Origin of the sequence: Pseudomonas sp. MWU16-30322 (assembly GCF_020515535.1) — a bacterium.
Classification (GTDB): domain Bacteria; phylum Pseudomonadota; class Gammaproteobacteria; order Pseudomonadales; family Pseudomonadaceae; genus Aquipseudomonas; species Aquipseudomonas fluorescens_H.
Map to the genome: position 1 here is coordinate 87,285 of NZ_JAIWYL010000011.1, position 20,464 is coordinate 107,748.

17 protein-coding genes are annotated in these 20,464 nt (G+C 62.2%); 9 read left to right on the top strand and 8 right to left on the bottom strand.

Annotated features, from left to right (window positions below; all coding sequences use genetic code 11):
* Positions 1 to 370 precede the first annotated feature (370 nt).
* The gene (locus tag LCH64_RS22355) at positions 371 to 1,576 is read right to left on the bottom strand and encodes an MFS transporter (protein ID WP_226501274.1); all 1,206 of its coding nucleotides are present in this window, start codon (positions 1,574 to 1,576) and stop codon (positions 371 to 373) included.
* 120 nt (positions 1,577 to 1,696) lie between these two features.
* On the opposite strand from LCH64_RS22355, the gene LCH64_RS22360 reads away from it, so the two are divergent.
* The 3 genes from LCH64_RS22360 (at position 1,697) to LCH64_RS22370 (ending at position 3,968) form a co-directional block, all read left to right on the top strand.
* The gene (locus tag LCH64_RS22360) at positions 1,697 to 2,596 is read left to right on the top strand and encodes a LysR family transcriptional regulator (RefSeq protein WP_226501275.1); all 900 of its coding nucleotides are present in this window, start codon (positions 1,697 to 1,699) and stop codon (positions 2,594 to 2,596) included.
* 92 nt (positions 2,597 to 2,688) lie between these two features.
* Positions 2,689 to 3,585 carry a DUF2242 domain-containing protein gene (locus LCH64_RS22365; RefSeq protein ID WP_226501276.1) on the top strand — a complete coding sequence of 299 codons (897 nt, stop codon included), beginning with the start codon at positions 2,689 to 2,691 and terminating at the stop codon, positions 3,583 to 3,585.
* A 194-nt stretch (positions 3,586 to 3,779) separates the two neighbouring features.
* The gene (locus LCH64_RS22370; protein ID WP_226501277.1) at positions 3,780 to 3,968 is read left to right on the top strand and encodes a hypothetical protein; all 189 of its coding nucleotides are present in this window, start codon (positions 3,780 to 3,782) and stop codon (positions 3,966 to 3,968) included.
* 4 nt (positions 3,969 to 3,972) lie between these two features.
* Here LCH64_RS22370 and LCH64_RS22375 read toward each other — a convergent pair whose 3' ends face one another.
* Both LCH64_RS22375 and LCH64_RS22380 read right to left on the bottom strand, forming a co-directional pair.
* The gene (locus tag LCH64_RS22375; protein ID WP_003223644.1) at positions 3,973 to 5,013 is read right to left on the bottom strand and encodes an AraC family transcriptional regulator; all 1,041 of its coding nucleotides are present in this window, start codon (positions 5,011 to 5,013) and stop codon (positions 3,973 to 3,975) included.
* Between the two features lie 3 nt (positions 5,014 to 5,016).
* Entirely contained in the window at positions 5,017 to 6,147 is a 1,131-nt protein-coding gene (locus LCH64_RS22380) for a nitrilase-related carbon-nitrogen hydrolase (RefSeq protein ID WP_201138175.1), read from the bottom strand.
* Positions 6,148 to 6,353: 206 nt separating this feature from the next.
* Here LCH64_RS22380 and LCH64_RS22385 point away from each other — a divergent pair, with 206 nt between their 5' ends.
* Together LCH64_RS22385 and LCH64_RS22390 are read left to right on the top strand one after the other, a co-directional pair.
* A complete protein-coding gene (locus LCH64_RS22385) occupies positions 6,354 to 8,390 on the top strand; it encodes an NADPH-dependent 2,4-dienoyl-CoA reductase (protein ID WP_226501278.1) in 2,037 nt (678 codons plus the stop codon).
* A 226-nt stretch (positions 8,391 to 8,616) separates the two neighbouring features.
* Positions 8,617 to 9,543, top strand: coding sequence for a pyridoxal-phosphate dependent enzyme (locus tag LCH64_RS22390; RefSeq protein ID WP_226501279.1), 927 nt, complete (start codon positions 8,617 to 8,619; stop codon positions 9,541 to 9,543).
* A gap of 160 nt (positions 9,544 to 9,703) precedes the next feature.
* Here the strand turns inward: LCH64_RS22390 and LCH64_RS22395 are convergent, their stop codons facing one another.
* The 3 genes from LCH64_RS22395 to LCH64_RS22405 form a co-directional block, all read right to left on the bottom strand.
* Positions 9,704 to 10,252: a cytochrome b gene (locus tag LCH64_RS22395; protein ID WP_103486576.1), complete on the bottom strand. Its 549-nt coding sequence runs from the start codon at positions 10,250 to 10,252 to the stop codon at positions 9,704 to 9,706.
* 197 nt (positions 10,253 to 10,449) lie between these two features.
* On the bottom strand, positions 10,450 to 11,277 hold the full coding sequence (gene phnX, locus LCH64_RS22400) for a phosphonoacetaldehyde hydrolase (RefSeq protein ID WP_003223652.1): 828 nt from the start codon (positions 11,275 to 11,277) through the stop codon (positions 10,450 to 10,452).
* 145 nt (positions 11,278 to 11,422) lie between these two features.
* A complete protein-coding gene (locus LCH64_RS22405) occupies positions 11,423 to 12,532 on the bottom strand; it encodes a 2-aminoethylphosphonate--pyruvate transaminase (protein WP_226501280.1) in 1,110 nt (369 codons plus the stop codon).
* A gap of 113 nt (positions 12,533 to 12,645) precedes the next feature.
* On the opposite strand from LCH64_RS22405, the gene LCH64_RS22410 reads away from it, so the two are divergent.
* Positions 12,646 to 13,506, top strand: a complete 861-nt coding sequence (locus tag LCH64_RS22410) for a LysR substrate-binding domain-containing protein (RefSeq protein ID WP_226501281.1) — start codon at positions 12,646 to 12,648, stop codon at positions 13,504 to 13,506.
* Between the two features lie 106 nt (positions 13,507 to 13,612).
* Here the strand turns inward: LCH64_RS22410 and LCH64_RS22415 are convergent, their stop codons facing one another.
* Positions 13,613 to 14,485 carry a LysR family transcriptional regulator gene (locus tag LCH64_RS22415; protein ID WP_226501282.1) on the bottom strand — a complete coding sequence of 291 codons (873 nt, stop codon included), beginning with the start codon at positions 14,483 to 14,485 and terminating at the stop codon, positions 13,613 to 13,615.
* A gap of 270 nt (positions 14,486 to 14,755) precedes the next feature.
* On the opposite strand from LCH64_RS22415, the gene LCH64_RS22420 reads away from it, so the two are divergent.
* Both LCH64_RS22420 and LCH64_RS22425 read left to right on the top strand, forming a co-directional pair.
* Positions 14,756 to 16,081: an MFS transporter gene (locus LCH64_RS22420; RefSeq protein ID WP_103521220.1), complete on the top strand. Its 1,326-nt coding sequence runs from the start codon at positions 14,756 to 14,758 to the stop codon at positions 16,079 to 16,081.
* A 70-nt stretch (positions 16,082 to 16,151) separates the two neighbouring features.
* A complete protein-coding gene (locus tag LCH64_RS22425; RefSeq protein ID WP_226501283.1) occupies positions 16,152 to 17,543 on the top strand; it encodes an FAD-dependent oxidoreductase in 1,392 nt (463 codons plus the stop codon).
* 518 nt (positions 17,544 to 18,061) lie between these two features.
* Here LCH64_RS22425 and tssI read toward each other — a convergent pair.
* A complete protein-coding gene (tssI, locus tag LCH64_RS22430) occupies positions 18,062 to 19,447 on the bottom strand; it encodes a type VI secretion system tip protein TssI/VgrG (RefSeq protein ID WP_226501284.1) in 1,386 nt (461 codons plus the stop codon).
* A gap of 221 nt (positions 19,448 to 19,668) precedes the next feature.
* On the opposite strand from tssI, the gene LCH64_RS22435 reads away from it, so the two are divergent.
* A complete protein-coding gene (locus LCH64_RS22435; protein WP_003223660.1) occupies positions 19,669 to 20,373 on the top strand; it encodes a YebC/PmpR family DNA-binding transcriptional regulator in 705 nt (234 codons plus the stop codon).
* The last annotated feature ends 91 nt before the right edge of the window (positions 20,374 to 20,464 follow it).

The window sequence follows — 20,464 nt, forward strand, 5'->3', positions numbered from 1 at the left end:
CGCTCCGGGATTCATCCGGGGGCATCGCCTACGGTTTGCTTCGCTGCACCTCCTCTCGATGTGTTCGACTGCGTCGAACGGTCGCTGCGCTCCCACCCCCGAATAAACCCCTCCACTCGGCCTGCCGATGGGGCCGGCACGGCAAGATCAAGAGCTGCAGCCGAGCTAGCGCTCATCCTGTGTAGGAGCTGCCGAAGGCTCGGGCCGCGTTCGGACGATCTTTTGATCTTTTGATCTTGTGGGAGCTGGCTTGCCAGCGATGGCGGCCTGTCAGGCGACCAATCTCTGACTGCTCACCTCAATCCCTGTGGGAGCGAGCCTGCTCGCGAAGGCGGTTGATCGGTCAACCAATTCGCGACAGACAAACCCATCACCTCACCCCCGCAAACCCATGATCCCGCGCCTTGAGCGCCGCATACAAAGTCAAAACCAGCAACCCCACAACAATCCATGGAAACGCGCCAACCCCCAGATTACCCAGCAGTAATCCCCCCACCAGTCCGCCGCCGGCGATCCCGACATTCCACAGCGTTACCAGCATCGACTGCGCTGTATCAGCGGCATCCCCGGCGGTTTTCGCTGAAGCTGTCTGCAGCAGCGAGGGCATCGCACCGAATGCCAGGCCCCACACGGCGACGGCGATGTAGACCACGGTCGCCGATTCTCGCCACAGGCCCAAGGCGATGGCGGAGAGCATGAACAGCAGCGTGCTGATCAGCATCAGCTCGCGTAGCCAGTGGTCGATCAGGCTGCCGACGATCCACAGGCTCAGCACCGACGCCAGGCCAAATACCAGCAGCACGCGGTCGATATCGCTGGCCAGTCCCGACGGTTGCAGGAACGGTGCGATGTAGGTGTACAGCAGGTTGTGAGCAACCACGTAGGACAGGGTCACAAACAGTACCGGTCGCACGCCGGGCAGGGTGAAGACCTGACGCAGGGGCAGTTGTTTTCCCACGCGCTCGCCGGGGAAGTCTGGCACTTGCCAGCGCACCCAGATCACCAGCAGCAGCGTCAGTGCGGTCATGATCGCGAAGCTCAGGCGCCAGCCGACCATCGTGCCGAGCAACGTTCCCGCCGGGATGCCCAGCGACAGTGCAAGCGGCGCGCCCAGCATGGCGACGGTGATGGCCCGGCCTTGCAGGTGGGGCGCAACCATGCGGCTGGCATAGCCTGCCAGCAATGCCCAGAGCAACCCGGCGAAGACCCCGGCCAGCAGTCGTGCGATCAAGGTCAGCCAGTACAGCTCTGACAGGGCGGTGATGCTGTTGGCGATGGCGAAGCCGCCGATGGCTGACAGCAACAATGGGCGCCGGCGCCAGCTGCGGGTGGCGATGGTCAGCGGAATGGCGGCGAGCATCGAACCAATGGCGTACAGCGTGACCAGTTGGCCGATCAGCGCTTGCGAGACATTCAGCCCAGCGCTCATCTGCGGGAGCAGGCCGGCGGGCATGGCTTCGGTCAGCACGGTGATGAAGCCGGCGGTGGCCAGGGCCAGCAGGGCGCCGAGGGGCAAGCGTTCGGGTTCTTCAAGTGCAGTGTCGAGGCCTGGCGAGGTGAGTTGTGCGTCGTTCATGAGTCAGCGTCCATGTGCCGAAGGGGATGAAGGCCATAGGCTAGGGCGCTGCGCATTGGAGAAAAATGGGTTACGGTTCCGAACATATCGGACACGGATGTCGTGAATGGGAGGCGTGGAATGGACAGCCTGGGCAGTATTTCGGTGTTTGTGCAGGTTGCCGAGACCCGCAGTTTTACCGAAGCGGGGCGGCTGCAGGGCGTTTCGTCTTCGGCGGTCGGCAAAAGTATCGCGCGGCTGGAGACGCGACTTGGCGTGCGGCTGTTTCATCGCACGACTCGCAGCATCACCCTGACCAGCGAGGGTGCGCTGTTCCTCGAGCGCTGTCGCAAGATTCTCGCCGAGGTGGAAGCCGCCGAGTTCGAACTGTGCAATTCCGCGTCGCAACCCCATGGCAAGTTGCGTATCAGCCTGCCGCAGGTGCATGGACTGGTGATGCCGGTGATGAACGAGTTCATGGCGCTGTACCCGCAGATCGAGCTGGATCTGGACCTGACCGATCGCATGGTCGATGTGGTCGAGGAGGGCTTCGACGCAGTGATTCGCACCGGCAAGCCTCGGGATTCACGGCTGATGGCGCGGCCCTTGGGTGATTTTCACATGGTGCTGGTGGCGAGCCCGCTGTATCTGCAGCAACGTGGCATGCCGCAGATTCCGGCCGATCTGGCGGATCACGCCTGTTTGCGGCATACCTTTCATGCCACCGGCAAGCTGGAACCGTGGCCGTTGATTCGCGAGGAAAGCGCACCTGAAGCGCGTCTGCCGACCCGACTGGTCAGTACATCGATCGAAGCCGTCAGCCATGCAGCCATTGCCGGCATGGGCATCGCCTGCCTGCCGGACTTCATGACCCATGAGGCAGTGGCGCAGGGGCGCTTGCAACGGGTGCTGGATGCTCATCTGCAACACGTCGGTCAGTTCTGGGTGTTGTGGCCGTCGAGCCGCCATGCAACCGCCAAATTGCGGGTATTTATCGATCATTTATCGACGCGGCTTTTTCCCGACGCTCATCCTCGGTAAAGTTGTAACTGTTTTAAGACACTAATCCGTGCGCCGCGGGGCCGCGATCTGTTGCACAATACGCCCCGGACCGTTTTCCCTCAGGATGTTTAATGTTGATTTCAACTCCCATGCGTGTCGTTGGGTTGGCGCTGTTGTTGACCGCTGTGGCCGGCTGTTCGAAAGACAAGCCGATCTATGAGCATGAGAATTTCGACGATTCCGGTACGTATTCTCGCAATTACCCGGTTGCCGATGTCGCCAGTTGCGAGGCGGCCCGTCGTGCGCTGCTCAGCCAGGGCTACATCATCACCAGCAGCGACCCGAAACTGGTCAGTGGCCACAAGAGCTTCCAGCAGACCGGTGAAACCCATCTGGAGATCAGCTTCAACGTGGTGTGCGCCGAAGATGGCAGTGCCAAGCACCATGCCACTGTGTTCGCCAACGCCTTGCAGGATCGCTACGCGCTGAAGAAGACCAACAACTCCGCCAGCCTCGGAGTCGGCGTGTTGGGTTCGGTGTCGATGCCGATCGGTTCCTCCGATGATTCGATGGTCAAGGTCGCCAGTGAGACCGTGACCTCGCAGAAGTTCTACGAGCGATTCTTCACCCTGGTCGAACTGTTCCTGCCGGCGGATGCGAAGAAAGCGGCGCACATCGAAGAAAAACCCAAGACCGACCTCGGCGTGCCGGAGCCGAAGCCTGCCGCTGTAGCGCCGGCAACCCCGGCTACCCCGGCACCGACGGTAGAAACAACGCCTGCGCCGACGCCAGCAGGGATTGTCGAGCCAGCACAGACCACGGCGCCGGCAGCACCGGCAGCGACCCCAGCGCCGGCCCCGGTTGCACCGACGCCAGTGGGTTCCGAACCTGTGGTGCCGCCTGCCGAGCCCGCGCCGATCACCCCGGCACCGAGTGCTGAACCTGCTCCGGCTACCGAAACGATCACGCCGCCGGCCAACCCGACCAATATCCCGCCGCCGTCCGAGCCGATTCCGGCGATGCAATAAGCTGCGCGCAGCCCTCCTGTGGGAGCGGGCTTGCTCGCGAAAGCGGAGTGTCAGTCAATGTATATGTTGATTGACACTGCGCCTTCGCGAGCAAGCCCGCTCCCACATTTGTTTTGTGGTGTACTCAACTCTAGTTACATTCCCCCGACAAAAATCCCGCGATAAATTTCTGACCACCTGCTACGTTTTATTTCATGAAGGAAGGGTTTCACTTTTCCTTCACACGGGCACGTTATGCTCGAAGCACTGGTTATTTGACCGGGCTATTTTCAAGCGAGCAGCATGGGGATGACACGATGGATGACTATCAAGAAGAACTGCTCGAATACCAGGCCTTTGAACTCGATCAGCCAGAACCGGCAGAAGACGCCACCGAGCTGTAAGGCGTCAGGCGGTTTTGCGATGACTGCGGCGAAACTCGCCAGGGGTCTGACCGCTCCAGCGTTTGAAAGCGCGCTGAAACGCCTCGGCTGAAGCAAAGCCCAGCAGGTAGGCAATTTCGCCGAACGCCAGTTCGGTGTCGCGGATGTAGGTCATCGCCAGATCACGGCGGGTGTCATTGAGGATCGCGCGAAACTGCGTGCCTTCCTCGGCCAGTTTGCGCCGCAACGTCCAGGTCGGCAGCTTCAGACGCGCCGCCACTTCTTCCAGGTCGGGTTCCCGGCCACCATTGAGCAACGGCCCCAACAGCTGAGTGATGCGTTCACGCAGACTGCGGGTGCGGGTCAATTGCTCCAGCTCCCGTTCGCACAACGCGAGCAAATGCTTCCAGGTGCTCGGGCAGTGCTCCGGGTTGCGCTGAGCGAGGCTGGTGAGGCTTAAGCGCAGTTGATTGCGTTCGGCGCCGAACTGCAGCGGGCAGTCGCCCAGCACGCTGTAGGCGTCGCGATAGGTTGGCTCGTCAAATTCGATTTCGATGCGTTCCGCTCGCAGTTGCTCGCGGCCGACGCTGGACAGCTGATGCAGCCAGCCAGCGATGATTGAATCCACCACAAAGCGGTTATAGGCGTTGTACGGGCTGATCGAATAGAAGCGCAGCCAGGCGCCATTCGCGTCTTCATGAAAACTCGACTGGCCGCGATAGTTGGAACCGTACAACGGCTCGAAGCGGATCAGGCAACGGGCGGCCTCGCGCACGGTCGGCGCCTGAGCGGCGGTGACCCCGGCGAGCCCAGCCTGACTCAAACGACTGAGCAGGCCCATGCGCAAGCCAAGTGCCGGGTCGCCGGTCAACTGAATCGCGCTGTGCCCCAGACGCATGTAGCGCGGGATCGACAGCCGCGCGCCGGCCTCGGCCAGTCGAGCGGCGTCCAGCCCGTATTGTTCCAGCAGCGGTTGCGGGTCGACGCCATGGCTGCGCACGGCATCGGCAAGGCTGTGGACGAAGCCAACCGACAGATCCCCAAGGCGCATCGGCATTGGTTTCATGGTTTACAACCAGATGTTCAGCAGACGCGCGCCACGGGCTTCGCCATCGGCGAATTGCTGGCCGTTGCTGCTGAGGAAGCTTTGTCCCGAACCGGGCTTGTCCCAGAACTGGCCGCGCAGGAACACACTCATCCCGGCAATCGCGCGACTGCTCGGCGGCTGCGCGGTCAGCGTCAGGCGATGCCAGGCCTGACCCTCACTGATTTCCCCGGGCTTGAGGCTGACCGAACCCGGTGTGCTCGAACCCTTGTAGCCGGCCCACGGCTGATTCCAGGCGTCGTGACCGACGACGAAGGCGGGCACCGCCACCAGTTGCGCGCCTTGCTCGTCGAGTCGGCGATAGTTGTCGGGGTACCAGCTGTCGCTGCCGATCAGCACACCCAGACGCCCGGCCGGGGTCTCGATCACGTTGATCGCATGCTCGTCTTCGCTATTGATCACGTCGCGCTGCTCGAAGATCGGGTGCATCTGCCGCTGTGGCTGGCCCAGCGGCACACCATCACGGCCGAACACCACGCTACTGTTGAACAGCGCGCCGCTGCCGGGTTTGAGCTGGCCGTCGCGGATGCTCGGTTCGGGCAAGACGATAGAACCGGCCACCAAGGTCACGTGGAATTCTTTGGCCAGCCCGCCGAACAGCGCCTGGTAATCCTTGGCCATGACTTTGGACTTCATGCGCAGGTGCGCGTCGTCGAGGCGATTTTCGCCCTTGGCAGTGAGCCAGGCGCGAGCAAATAGCAGCGGATTGCTCGCCGCCAGCCAGTTCATCGCTTCGACGAGAGTCGGCGCCTGGTACAGCTCGTCTTTCTCACCGCTGATCATCAGCCAGGTACCGACATGCTCGGGCAGGACCACCACGGTTTTTTCGTTCAGCAGCCCCTGATCCTGCGCCTGCTGCAGATAAGCCGCGAGTTTGCGGTGCAGGCGCTCGGGACTTTGGTAGTCGGTGGGAAACAGTTCCGGCTGGATGCCCAGCAAATTGCCGCGATCGGCAGGGGTGCCCTGATCGACCGCCAGTTTGATGCGCAGGTCCGACAGGTAATGGCCCGCCGGCCGGTCCGCCGCCCACATGGCGTAGGTGGTCAGGGCGGCAACGATGGCCATGGAGAAAAACAGGTACAGAAGTTTGCGCATGAAAACCAACAACAGCCGGGTACAGGGTGTGGCGACTAGGGTAGGGCGCATACCTGCGCTTGCCAAGGGGCGCTGCGCATTTGGATCAATAAGTTGTCAGTTTCGGTCATTGAGTGACAGCAGTGCGACTCTTAGTCTGTCGAACATGACTGACGGGGGACGCAGAGCTCCCGCAATTTCCGTGATCGCTCGTTGTGGAGTTACCGATGACCGCCCATTACCCGCACCTGTTGGCCCCGCTGGACCTGGGATTCACCACGCTGCGCAACCGCACCCTGATGGGTTCGATGCACACTGGCCTTGAAGAAAAACCGGGCGGCTTCGAACGCATGGCGGCGTACTTCGCCGAGCGCGCTCGGGGTGGTGTCGGCCTGATGGTCACCGGCGGTATCGGCCCGAACGACGAGGGCGGCGTGTACTCCGGCGCAGCCAAACTGACCACCGAGGAAGAAGCGCTCAAGCACCGCATCGTCACTCGCGCGGTGCATGAGGCGGGCGGCAAGATCTGCATGCAGATCCTCCACGCCGGGCGTTATGCCTACAGCCCGAAACAGGTCGCGCCGAGTGCGATTCAGGCACCGATCAACCCGTTCAAGCCCAAAGAGCTGGACGAGGAAGGCATCGAGAAACAGATCAGCGATTTCGTCACCTGTTCGGTACTGGCGCAGAGCGCCGAGTACGACGGCGTGGAAATCATGGGCTCGGAAGGTTATTTCATTAACCAGTTCCTCGCCGCGCACACCAACCATCGTACCGACCGCTGGGGTGGCAGCTACGAAAACCGCATGCGCCTGCCGGTGGAAATCGTCCGTCGTGTACGTGAAGCGGTGGGCCCGAACTTCATCATCATTTTCCGCCTGTCGATGCTCGATCTGGTCGAGGGCGGCAGCAGCTGGGAAGAAATCGTGATCCTGGCCAAAGCCATCGAGCAGGCCGGCGCGACCATCATCAACACCGGCATCGGCTGGCACGAAGCACGCATTCCGACCATCGCCACCAAAGTGCCGCGCGCCGCGTTCAGCAAGGTCACCGCCAAACTGCGTGGTTCGGTGAGCATTCCGCTGATTACCACCAACCGCATCAACACCCCGGAAATCGCCGAGCAGATCCTTGCTGAAGGCGATGCTGACATGGTCTCGATGGCCCGGCCGTTCCTCGCCGATCCGGACTTCGTCAACAAGGCCGCGGAAGGCCGCGCCGATGAAATCAACACCTGCATCGGTTGCAACCAGGCGTGCCTCGATCACACCTTCGGCGGCAAGCTCACCAGTTGCCTGGTCAATCCGCGTGCCTGCCACGAAACCGAGCTCAACTACCTGCCGGTGCAGCAGATCAAGAAGATCGCGGTGGTCGGTGCCGGCCCTGCCGGTCTGTCCGCCGCGACTGTGGCCGCCGAGCGCGGGCACCAGGTGACGTTGTTTGATTCGGCCAGTGAAATCGGTGGCCAGTTCAACATCGCCAAGCGTGTGCCGGGCAAGGAAGAGTTCTTCGAAACCTTGCGCTACTTCAAGCGCAAGCTGCAGACCACCCATGTCGAGGTGTGCCTGAACACCCGTGTCGACGTGGCGAAACTGGTCGAGGGCGGTTACGACGAAATCATCCTCGCCACCGGCATTGCGCCGCGAGTGCCGGCGATTCCGGGTGTCGAAAATGCCAAGGTGCTGAGCTACCTGGACGTGATCCTCGAGCGCAAACCGGTGGGCAAACGCGTGGCGGTGATTGGCGCGGGCGGTATCGGTTTCGACGTCTCGGAATTCCTTGTGCACCAAGGCGTGGCCACCAGTCTGGATCGCACCGCGTTCTGGATGGAGTGGGGCATCGACACCCATCTGGAAGCCCGTGGTGGCGTGGCCGGGATCAAACCGGCGCCGCATGCACCGGCCCGTGAAGTGTTCCTGTTGCAGCGCAAGAAAACCAAGGTCGGCGACGGTCTGGGCAAGACCACCGGCTGGATTCACCGCACTGGCCTGAAGAACAAGCAGGTGCAGATGCTCAACAGCGTCGAATACCTGAAGATCGACGACGAAGGCCTGCACATCCGCATCGGCGAAACCGGCGAGCCGCAAGTGTTGGCGGTGGACAACATCGTGATCTGCGCCGGCCAGGATCCGCTGCGTGAGCTGCAGGACGGTCTGGTGGCGGCGGGGCAGAATGTGCACCTGATCGGCGGCGCCGATGTGGCGGCGGAGCTGGATGCCAAGCGCGCGATCAATCAGGGGTCGCGTCTGGCTGCTGAACTCTAAGCCCCACCGTTTGACCTGTGGGAGCGAGCCTGCTCGCGAAAGCGGAGTGTCAGCCAATACACATGTCGACTGACACGACGCCTTCGCGAGCAAGCCCGCTCCCACAGTAGATTTGTGGTGTTCGCAGAATTTATGGATGGCGCGGATCCTGTAGGAGTGAGCCTGCTCGCGATGGCGTCCTGTGAGCGATTAGAATGCCGGCTCAGTCCAGAATGATCAGTCGCCCATGCTTCTCCCTCCCGCCAACTGGCTACCCCAAGCCCCCCTCGAACGACTTCAGCTCGACTGGCTCAGCGCCGCCGGTATCGAGGTCGCGATCCTGCGTCTGGACCGGATCGACCCGCTGATCAGTGGCAACAAGTGGTTCAAACTCGTTGAGCACCTCAAGGCCGCCGATCGCGCCGGGGCGCGAGGCATCATCAGTCTTGGTGGCGCGCATTCCAATCATCTGCATGCGCTCGCAGCGGCGGGCAAACGCCTGGGCTTCAAAACAGTCGGCCTGTTGCGCGGGCATCCGCAGCAGACGCCCACGGTTGCAGATTTGCAGGCGTTCGGCATGCAACTGCACTGGCTGGGGTTTGGCGGCTATCGGGCGCGGCATGCGCCGGGGTTCTGGCAGCCGTGGCAGACACAGTATCCGGACTTTCATGCGGTGCCGGAGGGCGGCGGCGGATTGCCCGGGGCGCTCGGTTGTGCGGCGCTGAAGGCGCAGGTCAACGCGCAATTGGCCGGATTGGGCTGGAGCGATTATCACGGCTGGTGGCTGGCCTGCGGCACCGGGACGACCCTGGCAGGGCTGGTGCTCGCCGAGGCGGGAGAGCATCCGGTTTACGGTGCGCTGGCGGTGCCGGAGGACCATGGCGTGGCGCCGCAGGTTGAGGCGATTGTTCAGGAGGCGGGGCGGGTTGCGGTGGACTACGCGCTGTTCGACGCGAGCCGGGGTGGTTTCGCCAAGCTTGATGCACAGTTGCTTGAATTCATCGACAGCACTGAGCGCAGTAGTGGCGTTCCGCTGGAGCCGCTGTACACCGGCAAGGCGTTATTGGCGCTGAAGCAGCAGGTTGAAGCGGGCAGGTTCGAGCGCGGCACGCGGCTGATCTTCGTGCATACCGGTGGCTTGCAGGGGCGCCGCGGATTCAGTTCCTGCAGTTGAACTTATGTGGCGAGGGAGCTTGCTCCCGCTCGGCGGCGCAGCCGTCGCAAGTCCAGCGACAGCGCTCTGTCTGACTGTCCGCATTTTCAGAATTTGGGTCTGCTGCGCAGCCCAGCGGGAGCAAGCTCCCTCGCCACAGGGCATGTCACTGAACCAATGTTCAATTGCGCTTGGGCATCATCCGCAACAGGGTGTTATCGCCGACCACATAATGGTGATACAGCCCCGCCAGCGCATGCAGGCCGATCAGCCAGTAGCCGATGTTGCCGATCAACACGTGCCAGTGTTCCACCTGCTTGGCGAAAGCCTTGTCTTCATTGACCAGCAGTGGCAGATCGAAGCCGTAGAACATCACCTGATGCCCCTCGGCGCTGGTGATCAGCCAGCCGAGGATCGGCATGCTGATCATGAACAGGTACAACAGCCAGTGCATCACCCGCGCCAGCAAGGTCTGCCATTGGGGCGACGCCGGGAAGATTTTCGGTGCCGGGCCGATGCTGCGGGCCACCAGACGAAACCACACCAGCACGAACACGGTCAGGCCGAGCATGTAATGCACTTCGCGAATCAGCGAGCGGCCGCCACTGCCCTTGGGAAAGATCCCGCGCAACTCCATGCTGGCATACACCAGGATCAACAAGACCAGCATCAGCCAGTGCAGCAGCACGGACACGGTGCTGTAGCGGGATTCGGAACTTGTCCACGGCATACGGTATTTCCTCACGGATCAGGGTCACTGCGTGCCGTTCTTGTGCGACGGCATGCTTTAACTGTAATCCGCTTTGACGGATTTGCCCGATGCTGATCCGTCTTTTAATGCGCTGAATCAGGTGTTGTGCTGCTTTTTCATAAAAAAACGCCAGTGTCGCGAAGACACTGGCGTTTTTTCTTTTAACGCAGCGGCGATCAGCTCGATTGTGGCATTTCACCGTTGGCCAGGCGCTTGTTGATATCGGCAATCACCTCCGGCAAGTCGCTGATGGTGTCGATCATGTAGTGCGGACGCGAATCGGCGAACAGCGCGTGGATGCGTTTGCGTTCACTGGCCAGTTCGTCGCTGCCCAGCGCACGGTAGCCGGCGTAATCCAGGCCCAGCGCGTTGCCCGAGCAGATCAGCGCCACAGTCCACATGCCGGCGCGACGGCCTTCGAGGATCCCTGGCACGGTGTCGTCGATCTTCACGCAGGCGCCGACGTCGTCGATGCCCAGCGCAATCACGTTGGCCAGGGCCTGGGCCGGCCATGGACGGCCATTTGGCACTTCGTCGGTGGCAACCACGTGGTCGGCGACGTAGCCATTAGTGGCAGCGAGGGCCACGACCTTGTCCATCACCTGTTTCGGGTAGCCGGAGCAGGAACCGATCTTGATCCCTTGTTGGCGCAGGTTGGCGATGGTGTCCAGTGCGCCGGGAATCAGCGCCGAGTGTTCGGCGATCTTTTCGATCTGCAACGGCATGAAGCGGTTGTAGATGGCGGTGACGTCATCGTCGGTCGGCGTGCGGCCGAACGCCTTGCGATAACGCTCGGCCACTTGCGGCTGATCGCACAGGGTGCGGATGTGGTCCCACTTGCCCATGCCCATCGGGCCACGGGCCTCTTCGATGGACACCTGCACGTCGAATTCGGCAAAGGCTTCGACGAAGATCTGGGTTGGCGCGAACGAGCCGAAATCGACCACGGTGCCGGCCCAGTCGAGGATGGCGGCTTGCAGCTTGCTTGGGTTGGTGTAGTTCATGGCAATCAATTCCTGAGTTGGCAATACGGTTCAAAACTGTGGGAGCGGGCTTGCTCGCGAAGGCGTTGTGTCAGTCGACATTAATGTTGAATGTTCAACCGCTTTCGCGAGCAAGCCCGCTCCCACAGGGGGATTAGGGTGTTGTTCAGATCTCGAGGACTTCCATCTCGCGCAGCACTTCGCCCACTGCCGCGACGGCCTGGCGCATTTCGTCCGGGCTGACGTGGCCGATGCAGCCGACGCGGAAGGTTTCGACCTGGGTCAGCTTGCCGGGGTAGAGGATGTAACCCTTGGCCTTGACCCGTTCGTAGAAGTCCTTGAACTGGTAGCGCGGGTCTTGCGGGGCATGGAAGGTGGCGATGATCGGTGCCTGGATCGCCGCCGGAAGGAAGCTGCGCAGCCCGAGCTTGCCCATCTCTTCCATCAGCGCCTGGCAGTTGGCGGCGTAGCGCGCATGGCGAGCGGGGAGGCCGCCTTCCTCGTTGTATTGCAGCAGCGCTTCGTGCAGCGCCGCGACCACGTGGGTCGGCGGGGTGAAGCGCCACTGACCGGTCTTCTGCATGTAGCTGTGCTGGTCGTACAGGTCCATCGCCAGCGAGTGCGAATTGCCGGCGGCTGCGGCCAGTGATTCTTTGCGAGCGAAGACGAAACCCATCCCCGGCACGCCTTCCAGACACTTGCCGGAGGCGGCGATCAGTGCGTCGAACGGCACTCTTTGCGCGTCCACCGGCAGTGCGCCGAACGAGCTCATGGCGTCGATGATCAAGCGCTTGCCGTGTTGCGCAACGACGTCAGCGATCTCCGGCAACGGGTTGAGGATGCCGGTGCTGGTTTCGCAGTGAATCAGCGCAACGTGGGTGATGTCGCCGTCGGCGCGCAGCAGACGATCAACGTCGGCGGCGGTGGTCGGTTCGTCTTCGGCAGTCTCAAAGGTGCTGAACGAGCGGCCGAGCACTTCGCAGATCTTCGCCAGACGCTTGCCATAGGCGCCGTTGATCAGCACCAGGACTTTACCGTCACGCGGCACCAGGGTACCGATGGCAGCTTCGACGGCGAAGGTGCCGCTGCCCTGCAACGGCACGCAGTGGTGAGTGGCGGCGCCGTTGAGGATCGCCAGCAGTTGCTCGCAGAGGCTGGCGGTCAGTTGATTGAAGCGGTCATCCCATGACCCCCAGTCGACCATCATTGCCTGGCGGGTGCGCGCCGAGGTGGTCAACGGGCCGGGAGTGAGCAGGATGGGGGCGGCAGTACTCATTCGTGTGTCCTCGCGAAAGCGCTGTGGGATGAAGCTACGGGGCATACGTTGCAATTCGGCGTTGCATCAATCAAATTGTTTGTTGTTATGCCAGCCATCAGTGAGGGTTATTCATGAATCTGTTCCAGCTGCGTGCCTTCGACGCCGTGGCCCGGGAAGGCAGCTTCACTCGCGCCGCCGCACGCTTGTTTATCAGCCAGCCGGCGGTCACCGGACACATCAAGGCGCTGGAGGAGCACTACCAGATCACCTTGTTGCGCCGAACGGCACGCCGGGTGGAGCTGACCGAGGAGGGCACCAAACTGGCGGCGATCACCCGCGCCATGTTCGGTCTGGCCGAAGAAGCGCAGACCATGCTTGAAGCCAACCGCCAGTTGCTCACCGGGCGTCTGGAGGTGGCGGCGGACGGTCCGCACATGGTCATGCCGATGCTCGCCAGCCTGCGCGCACGTTATCCGGGGATCACGGTGAATCTGCGCCTGGGCAATGCGCAGGAAACCCTCGCCGCGCTGCTATCCGAGCATGCGGACGTGGCAGTGCTGACCGAGGTCGAACCGCGCAAGGGCCTGCATCTGCAAGCCTTGAGCGAATCGCGGATCTGCGCGCTGGTGCCCGCCGGGCATGCGTGGGCGCAGCGTGCCGGCGAAGTAAAGCTCAAGGAGCTGGATCAGGTGATCATGGTGCTGCGCGAGCCGAGTTCGATCACCCGGCGCACCTTTGATCAGGCCTGCACGCAGGCGGCGGTGCATCCGCGAGTGTTGCTGGAGCTGGACAGTCGCGAGGCGGTGACCGAAGCGGTGGCGGCGGAGCTGGGGGTAGGTGTGGTGTCTTCGGTGGAGGTCAGCCATGACCCGCGGGTGGTGGCGATTCCGATTGTCGGGGACGGGTTGGTCAATCGGCACATGATCGGGTGTATGGAGCGGCGGCGGGAGTTGCGCTTGATTCAGGCGTTCTTTGGTCTGGCGCCAGGCTGATACACCGTGGTGCGTCCTTCGCGAGCAGGCTCGCTCCCACATTGGTCTTGCGGCGCATACAAATCCCCTGTGGGAGCGAGCCTGCTCGCGAAGGGGCCAGACCGGTTTACACCAGGCTCTCGCGCACCATATCGAGAAACGTCGCCACCACCCGCCGCGAACTCTGCTCACGCAAGCACACCAGCGTCTCGGTCAACCGCCGGGTGCAATCGGTAATCGGCAACGCACACACCCGCGAATCCGCGCCAAACTCCGCCGCCGACACCACCCCCACACCAATCCCCACCACCACCGCCTCACGCGCGGCTTCCCGGCCCTCGACCTGAATCGCCGGGCGAATACGGAACCCGGCGCGGGCCATTTCTTCTTCCAGGGTCTGCCGGGTGACCGAGCCGTGTTCGCGCAGCACCAGCGGCGTGTCGTCGAGATCGGCCAGGCAGATCGACTCACGCTCGGCCCACGGGTGATGGCGCGAAACGAACGCCACCATCGGGTCGTTGCGTAGCGGCACACACAGCAGGCGCTCATCAGTGACATCGCGCCCGAGCAGCGCCAGATCGGCCTGATAGTTGAACAGGCGAAACAGCGATTCATCGGTGTTGCCGGTTTCGATCTTCACGCTGATCCCCGGGTAGCGCTCGCAAAACCGCGCGATCTGCGGCAGCACATGCACCGGCGCATCCACTGCCAGAATCAGGCTGCCGGTTTGCAAGGCCCTGGAATCCTGCAGCAACTCCTGTGCTTCAGCCTCAATCACAAACAGCCGTTGGGTAATCGCCAGCAGACGCTCACCGAGATCGGTCAGGCGCACCGAACGCTTGTTGCGGTGAAACAGCAACACGCCAAAGCGTTCCTCGAGTTTGCGCACCTGGTCGGAAATCGCCGGTTGTGTGAGAAAAAGCCGTTCGGCGGCTTTGGTGAAGCTTCCGTGGACAGCCACGGCGTGAAAGGCTTTGAGCTGGGCGTGGGACACCGACATGCAGCCTCCAGTAACAAGCTGAGCTTATGTGTGAAATACGATAAATCGATTTTATTTATTAAACAGTAATTGCTTTGATCCGCTCACGCCATCGCTGCCTGTCTGTTCGGACAGCAGGGTTGGCGATGAGCCTGTGCGTGCAACAACAGGACTCATCTGACCGCTATCGCCATCAGGGATGGGGCGCTGGCGCAGTGCTCAACAATAAAAAACACAGGCGTTTACTTAACGATTCTGCCGGCACACTCACACCCTGAGGTCAGAACCACAATGAACAAGCACATCGGCACCATTGCGCGTTGGCGCATGCAGATTTTCGCTATCACCTGGCTCGCGTACGCCGCTTTCTATTTCACCCGCAAAGCGTTTTCGGTGGCCAAACTGGGCATCGCCGAAGACCCGACGTTCATGCTCGACAAGATGGCCATGGCCAACCTCGATGCAATCTATCTGGCGGCCTACGCCATCGGCCAATTCACCTGGGGCATGCTCGCCGACCGCTTTGGTCCAAGGGTTGTGGTGCTCGGCGGGCTGTTGATTTCCGCGGGTGCGGCACTGGTGATGGGCAGCTTCGCCACGCTGCCGATCTTCGCCACCTGCATGCTGATTCAGGGCCTGGCGCAATCCACTGGCTGGTCGGGGCTGTGCAAGAACCTCGGCAGTTTCTTCCCAGCCGAACAGCGTGGGCGGGTACTCGGTCTGTGGAGTTCCTGCTACGCGTTTGGCGGTCTGGTGGCCTCGCCGTTCGCCGGCTGGTGGGCGTATACGCTGATGGGCACCTGGCACGCGGCGTTCATTTCCAGTGCGGCGGTAGTGGCGGCGGTAGCGGTGCTGTTCTTTATATTCCAGCGCAACAAACCGGAAGACGTCGGCTTGCCAGCGGTGGAGCCGGAGCCGGAATTGAGTGCGGCAGAGACCGAAGCCAACAGCAAACTCAGCGTCTGGGAGCCGTTGAAGGAAATCCTGCGCAACCGCACGGTGCTGGTGCTGGGCCTGGCGTATTTCATGCTGAAACCGGCGCGCTACGCGATTCTGCTGTGGGGGCCGGTGATCGTCTTCGAACAGATGCCCAGTGTCGGCAAGGTCGGCGCGGCGATCATTCCCACCTCGTTCGAACTGGCCGGTCTGCTCGGCCCGATCATGATCGGCATGGCCTCGGACAAACTGTTCGGCGCCCGGCGCATGCCGGCCTGCGTCCTCAGCCTGCTGGCGCTGACCGTGACGTTGGCGCTGTTCATGGGCGCGTTGCACACCGGCAGCGTGATGTTGGTGGTGGCGCTGCTGTTTGTCATGGGTCTGACCCTGTACGGACCGGACTCGATGATCAGCGGCGCGGCGGCGATCGACTTCGGCAAGGCCAAGGCCGGTGCCACGGCGGCCGGTTTCGTCAACGGCTGCGGCTCGGTCGGCGCAGTGCTCGGCGGATTGCTGCCGGGTTACTTCGATTCGGTGACGGTGTTCATCGTCTTCGCCGGCTGCGCATTGTTCTCGGCGCTGGTGCTGATTCCGCACTGGAACAGCCGCCCGGTCGGGGTGATGGAGCCGCGCGCGTCCATCCCCAATTGCCCGCTGACCATCAAACCCCTGCGTAACTGAAACCCTTGCCTCGCGGCCTGCTGCGGCGCTCGCGGCAGGCTGTGTCGTGGCCATCTGACTGGAGAATCCCATGCGACCGTTTTGGCTCGAACAGGCCTTGCAGGCCGATCCATCCGCGACGTGCCCGCCGCTGCAAGGCGAAGTGCGCACCGACGTGTGCATCGTCGGCGGCGGCTACACCGGGTTGTGGACGGCGATCATGCTCAAGCAGCAGAACCCTGAACTCGATGTGCTGCTGATCGAAGCCGACATCTGCGGCGCCGGTGCCAGCGGGCGCAACGGCGGTTTTGCGTTGTCGTGGTCAGCCAAGTATTTCACCCTCGAGCGGCTGTTCGGCGTCGAGGAGGCGGTACGTCTGGTCAAGGAATCCGAGCGCAGCATCCACGCCATCGGCGCGTTCTGCGAACAGTACGGCGTCGAGGCCGATTACCGTCTCGACGGCACGCTGTACACGGCTACAAACAAGGCGCAGGTCGGCTCGACTGACGCAGTGATCGCGGCGCTGGAGCGGCAGGGCATCAACTCATTCACCCAGCGGCCGGTGGCAGACGTGCAGCGCATGGCCGGTTCCAGCAAGCATCTGGAGGGCTGGTTCTCGCCGGCGGCGGCCAGTGTGCAACCGGGCAAACTGGTGCGCGGCCTGCGCCGGGTGGCGTTGCAGCTCGGCGTGAAGATCCATGAAAACACTGCGATGACCGGCCTGGAAGAAGGTCGCCCGGCGCGGATTCACACCGCCGGCGGCAGTGTGATCGCTGACCGCGTGGTGCTGGCGATGAACGCGTGGATGGCCCGCGCGTTCCCGCAGTTCGAGCGTAGCGTGGCGATTGTTTCCAGCGACATGCTGATCACCGAGCCACGCCCGGATCTGTTGCAGGACATCGGTTTGACCAGCGGCTTTACCGTGCTCGATTCGCGGATTTTCGTGCACTACTACCACAACACGCCGGACGGCCGGATCATGCTCGGCAAGGGTGGCAACACGTTCGCGTTTGGCGGGCGGATGTTGCCGGTGTTCGATCAGCCGTCGCCCTATGCGGATTTGCTCAAGCGCAGCCTTGGGGAGTTTTTTCCGGCGTTTGCCGAGGTCAAGGTCGATGCGACCTGGAATGGGCCGTCGGATCGCTCGGTGACCGGGTTGCCGTTTTTTGGCCAGATGAGTGCCAGTGGCAATGTGTTTTATGGTTTTGGTTATTCCGGCAGTGGTGTCGGGCCGTGTCACATGGGCGGGCAGATTCTTGCTTCGTTGGTGCAGGGGCTCGATAACCCTTGGACCCGTTCGCCATTGGTGAATGGGCCGTTGGGGTATTTTCCGCCGGAGCCGATTCGTTATCTGGGGTCGTTGATGGTGCGTAATGCGATTCGGCGCAAGGAGCGGGCTGAGGATCATGGGCGGCGGCCGCGGCATCTGGATGTGCGGTTGGCGAGGTTTGCGGCGGCGGCGGGGAAGGCTGACAAGGGGTGATTGGGGGCTTTGATTTATGGGGGCATATCCGTTGCTGCGGTAACGGCGGCTTGGGGTTCCGCCCTTACGGCGGGTCACTTTTTCCAGACGCCGAAAAAGTAACCAAAAAGGCTTTACCCTGACGTTCGGCCCTCGCTTAGGCTCGGGTTCCTTCGCTCCGGGATTCATCCGGGGGGCAGCGCCTACGGTTTGCTTCGCTGCACCTCCTCTCGCTGTGTTTGGCTGCGCCAAACGGTCGCTGCGCTCCCACCCCCGGATAAACCCCTCCACTCAGCCTGCCGACGGGCCCTCAGATCAAAAGCGGTACTCGAGCTAACGCTCATTGTGTTGAGTGGGGCGGCTTCGCCGCAGGGGGCAGCACGCAATCTGAACTGTACCTGCTGGCGATGCCGGCCTACGAGCCGACCAATCTCTAACTGCCCGCACCCAATCCAACTGTAGGAGTGAGCCTGCTCGCGATAGCAACCTCCCAGCCAACCAGGTTCCGGCCGCTGTACTCATTTCAATCTCTGCGGCGCTTACGGATCGGCGCCATGGAGCAGCCAATCGAGCAACAGGCTGCTGTCGCGCGGTGGCGACGTTTCGCGCGGTGGCGCGGGCCGCGGGTTGGCGAGGCAGAGGATCGGTCGATCCGGGTCGCTGTCGAGGAAGCTCACCCACACCTCACTGCCGGCGCGGGGCAATTGGTGGGCGGCGAGTTGGCCGGCGCCGGTCAGCGCGATCGGCAGCCACAGGCATGCAGACTCAGCGGTCTGCGTCGGCCAGAGGCTGACGCCGATGCGCCCGCGATCGTCCAGTGGCGCTGGCTGGCCGGGCGATCCCAGCACTTGCGCCAGGTGATAGCCGCCGATGTTCGGACGTGGCTGTGCCAGAGGCGGGCGGAAATCGCTCGACCAAGGCAGGGCAGTAAAGTCGTTTTGATAGCGATGCACACCCGTAGTCGGATCAAGAATCGAAGGGTGCTGGCCTTGATGGTGCAGTTCGGTGATCAGCCATTGTTCGTTGAAGGCATTGATCGGGTGCCCGCTGATCTGCAACAGATGGCCGCTGCGCAGTGCACTGCAATCGCAGCTGCCCCGGATCGTGCGCGACTGGCAGCGCTGGCGTTGCAGGTGGCGACGGCTGCGTTGTTCGGCGTGGCGCTGTTCGCCCGACAGGTTCAACGGTGTAAGCGCGGGCACGGGGTGATTGGCCGCGTCTGCGGCGCTGATCTCCTGGCCCCGGTTGCGAATGCTGTGCGCGGCCATGACCGGTGTCGCGTCATGGCGTTGCAACAGGGTGCTGATGCGCGGCGACGGCGTGTCGTCGGTCACGGCAAACGGCACGGGCAATGGTTCCTGCGGCAGGCTCAGGTTGTCATCGGCAAACACCACGACATGCCCCTGCGGGCGATGTTCGAAGTGATAGTGAATGCCTTCCTCCTCACACAGTCGTTGCATGAAGGCCAGGTCGCTTTCCTCGAACTGAAGGCAAAATTCCCTTGGTGGGTATTGGCCGACGCTCATCTCGATCCGGTAACTGTCCGCCGGCAGTTCATGTTCGCCGAGCAATTGCGCGAGGATCGTCGGCACACTCGCTTGCACGAAGACCCGGCGCCGCGGCGACTGCTCCAGACTCAGCAGATGCGGGACCAGCGTCAGCCGGTAACCGATACGGTGGCTGGCGCGATGTTCGCAACTGACACTGTGGATCAGGCCATGAATCCCGTGATCGACGCCCAGACGCAGGAACGCCGGTTGGCGCAGCAGGCTTCCCGGCGGCAGGGCGGGGGCCAGACCGATCACATCAATCTCGAAACGAAAAGGCTGATTCAGTGCTTCCTTGCCGCTGAAACGCAGCACCGGCAGGCACAGTTGGCCGTCACTCAGGGTCAGGGTGAAAGGGCTTTCCTTGTCATTGAGCATTCGTACGGGCTCTGTGGGGCAATACGGACGGCAGAGGGTACGAAAACGCGAGCACGAATGGTCATGGCTAGTGTGGTTTTCAGAATCGCCCTACAAGGTGTGGTGAAGATGTCGATTCAACAATGAATATTTTTGGTCGATTGCCAACTTTAGGCCGTATAAACTTGGCGCCACGCGTCGGCCAATAGATGTCTCGGCGCCACAGATCAAGAGAGTGAGTAATGGGCGCACAGTGGAAGGTTAAACACAAAGAAGCGGCAGCCAACGCCAAGGGCAAGATCTTCGGCAAACTGGTGAAAGAAATCACCATCGCTGCCCGCAACGGTGCCGATACCGCCACCAACGCACACCTGCGTCTGGTGGTCGAACAGGCCAAGAAAGCTTCGATGCCCAAGGAAACCCTGGACCGCGCCATCAAGAAAGGCGCCGGCCTGCTGGGCGAAACCGTGCAGTACCACCGCGTGACGTACGAAGGTTTCGCGCCGCATCAGGTTCCGTTGATCGTCGAGTGCGTCACCGACAACATCAACCGCACCGTCGCAGAAATTCGCGTGGCCTTCCGTAAGGGCCAATTGGGTGCTTCCGGTTCGGTGGCCTGGGATTTCAACCACGTCGGCATGATCGAAGCTGCGCCGGACACCCCGGACGCCGATCCGGAAATGGCCGCGATCGAGGCCGGTGCCCAGGACTTCGAACCGGGCGAAGAGGGCGCAACTCTGTTCCTGACCGATCCGACCGACCTCGACGCGGTACAGAAGGCCCTGCCTGAGCAAGGTTTCACTGTGCTGTCGGCCAAACTCGGCTACCAGCCGAAGAACCCGGTCAGCGGCCTGAGTGCCGAGCAGATGGCTGAAGTTGAAGCGTTCCTCGAAGGCCTCGACAACCATGACGATGTGCAGGACATGTTTGTTGGTCTGGCGGGCTGATCTGTTGCAAAGATAACTGTGGCGAGGGCGCTTGCTCCCGCTCGGCTGCGCAGCAGTCGTTGTTTTTGGGACAGCTTTGCCGTCCAGCGGG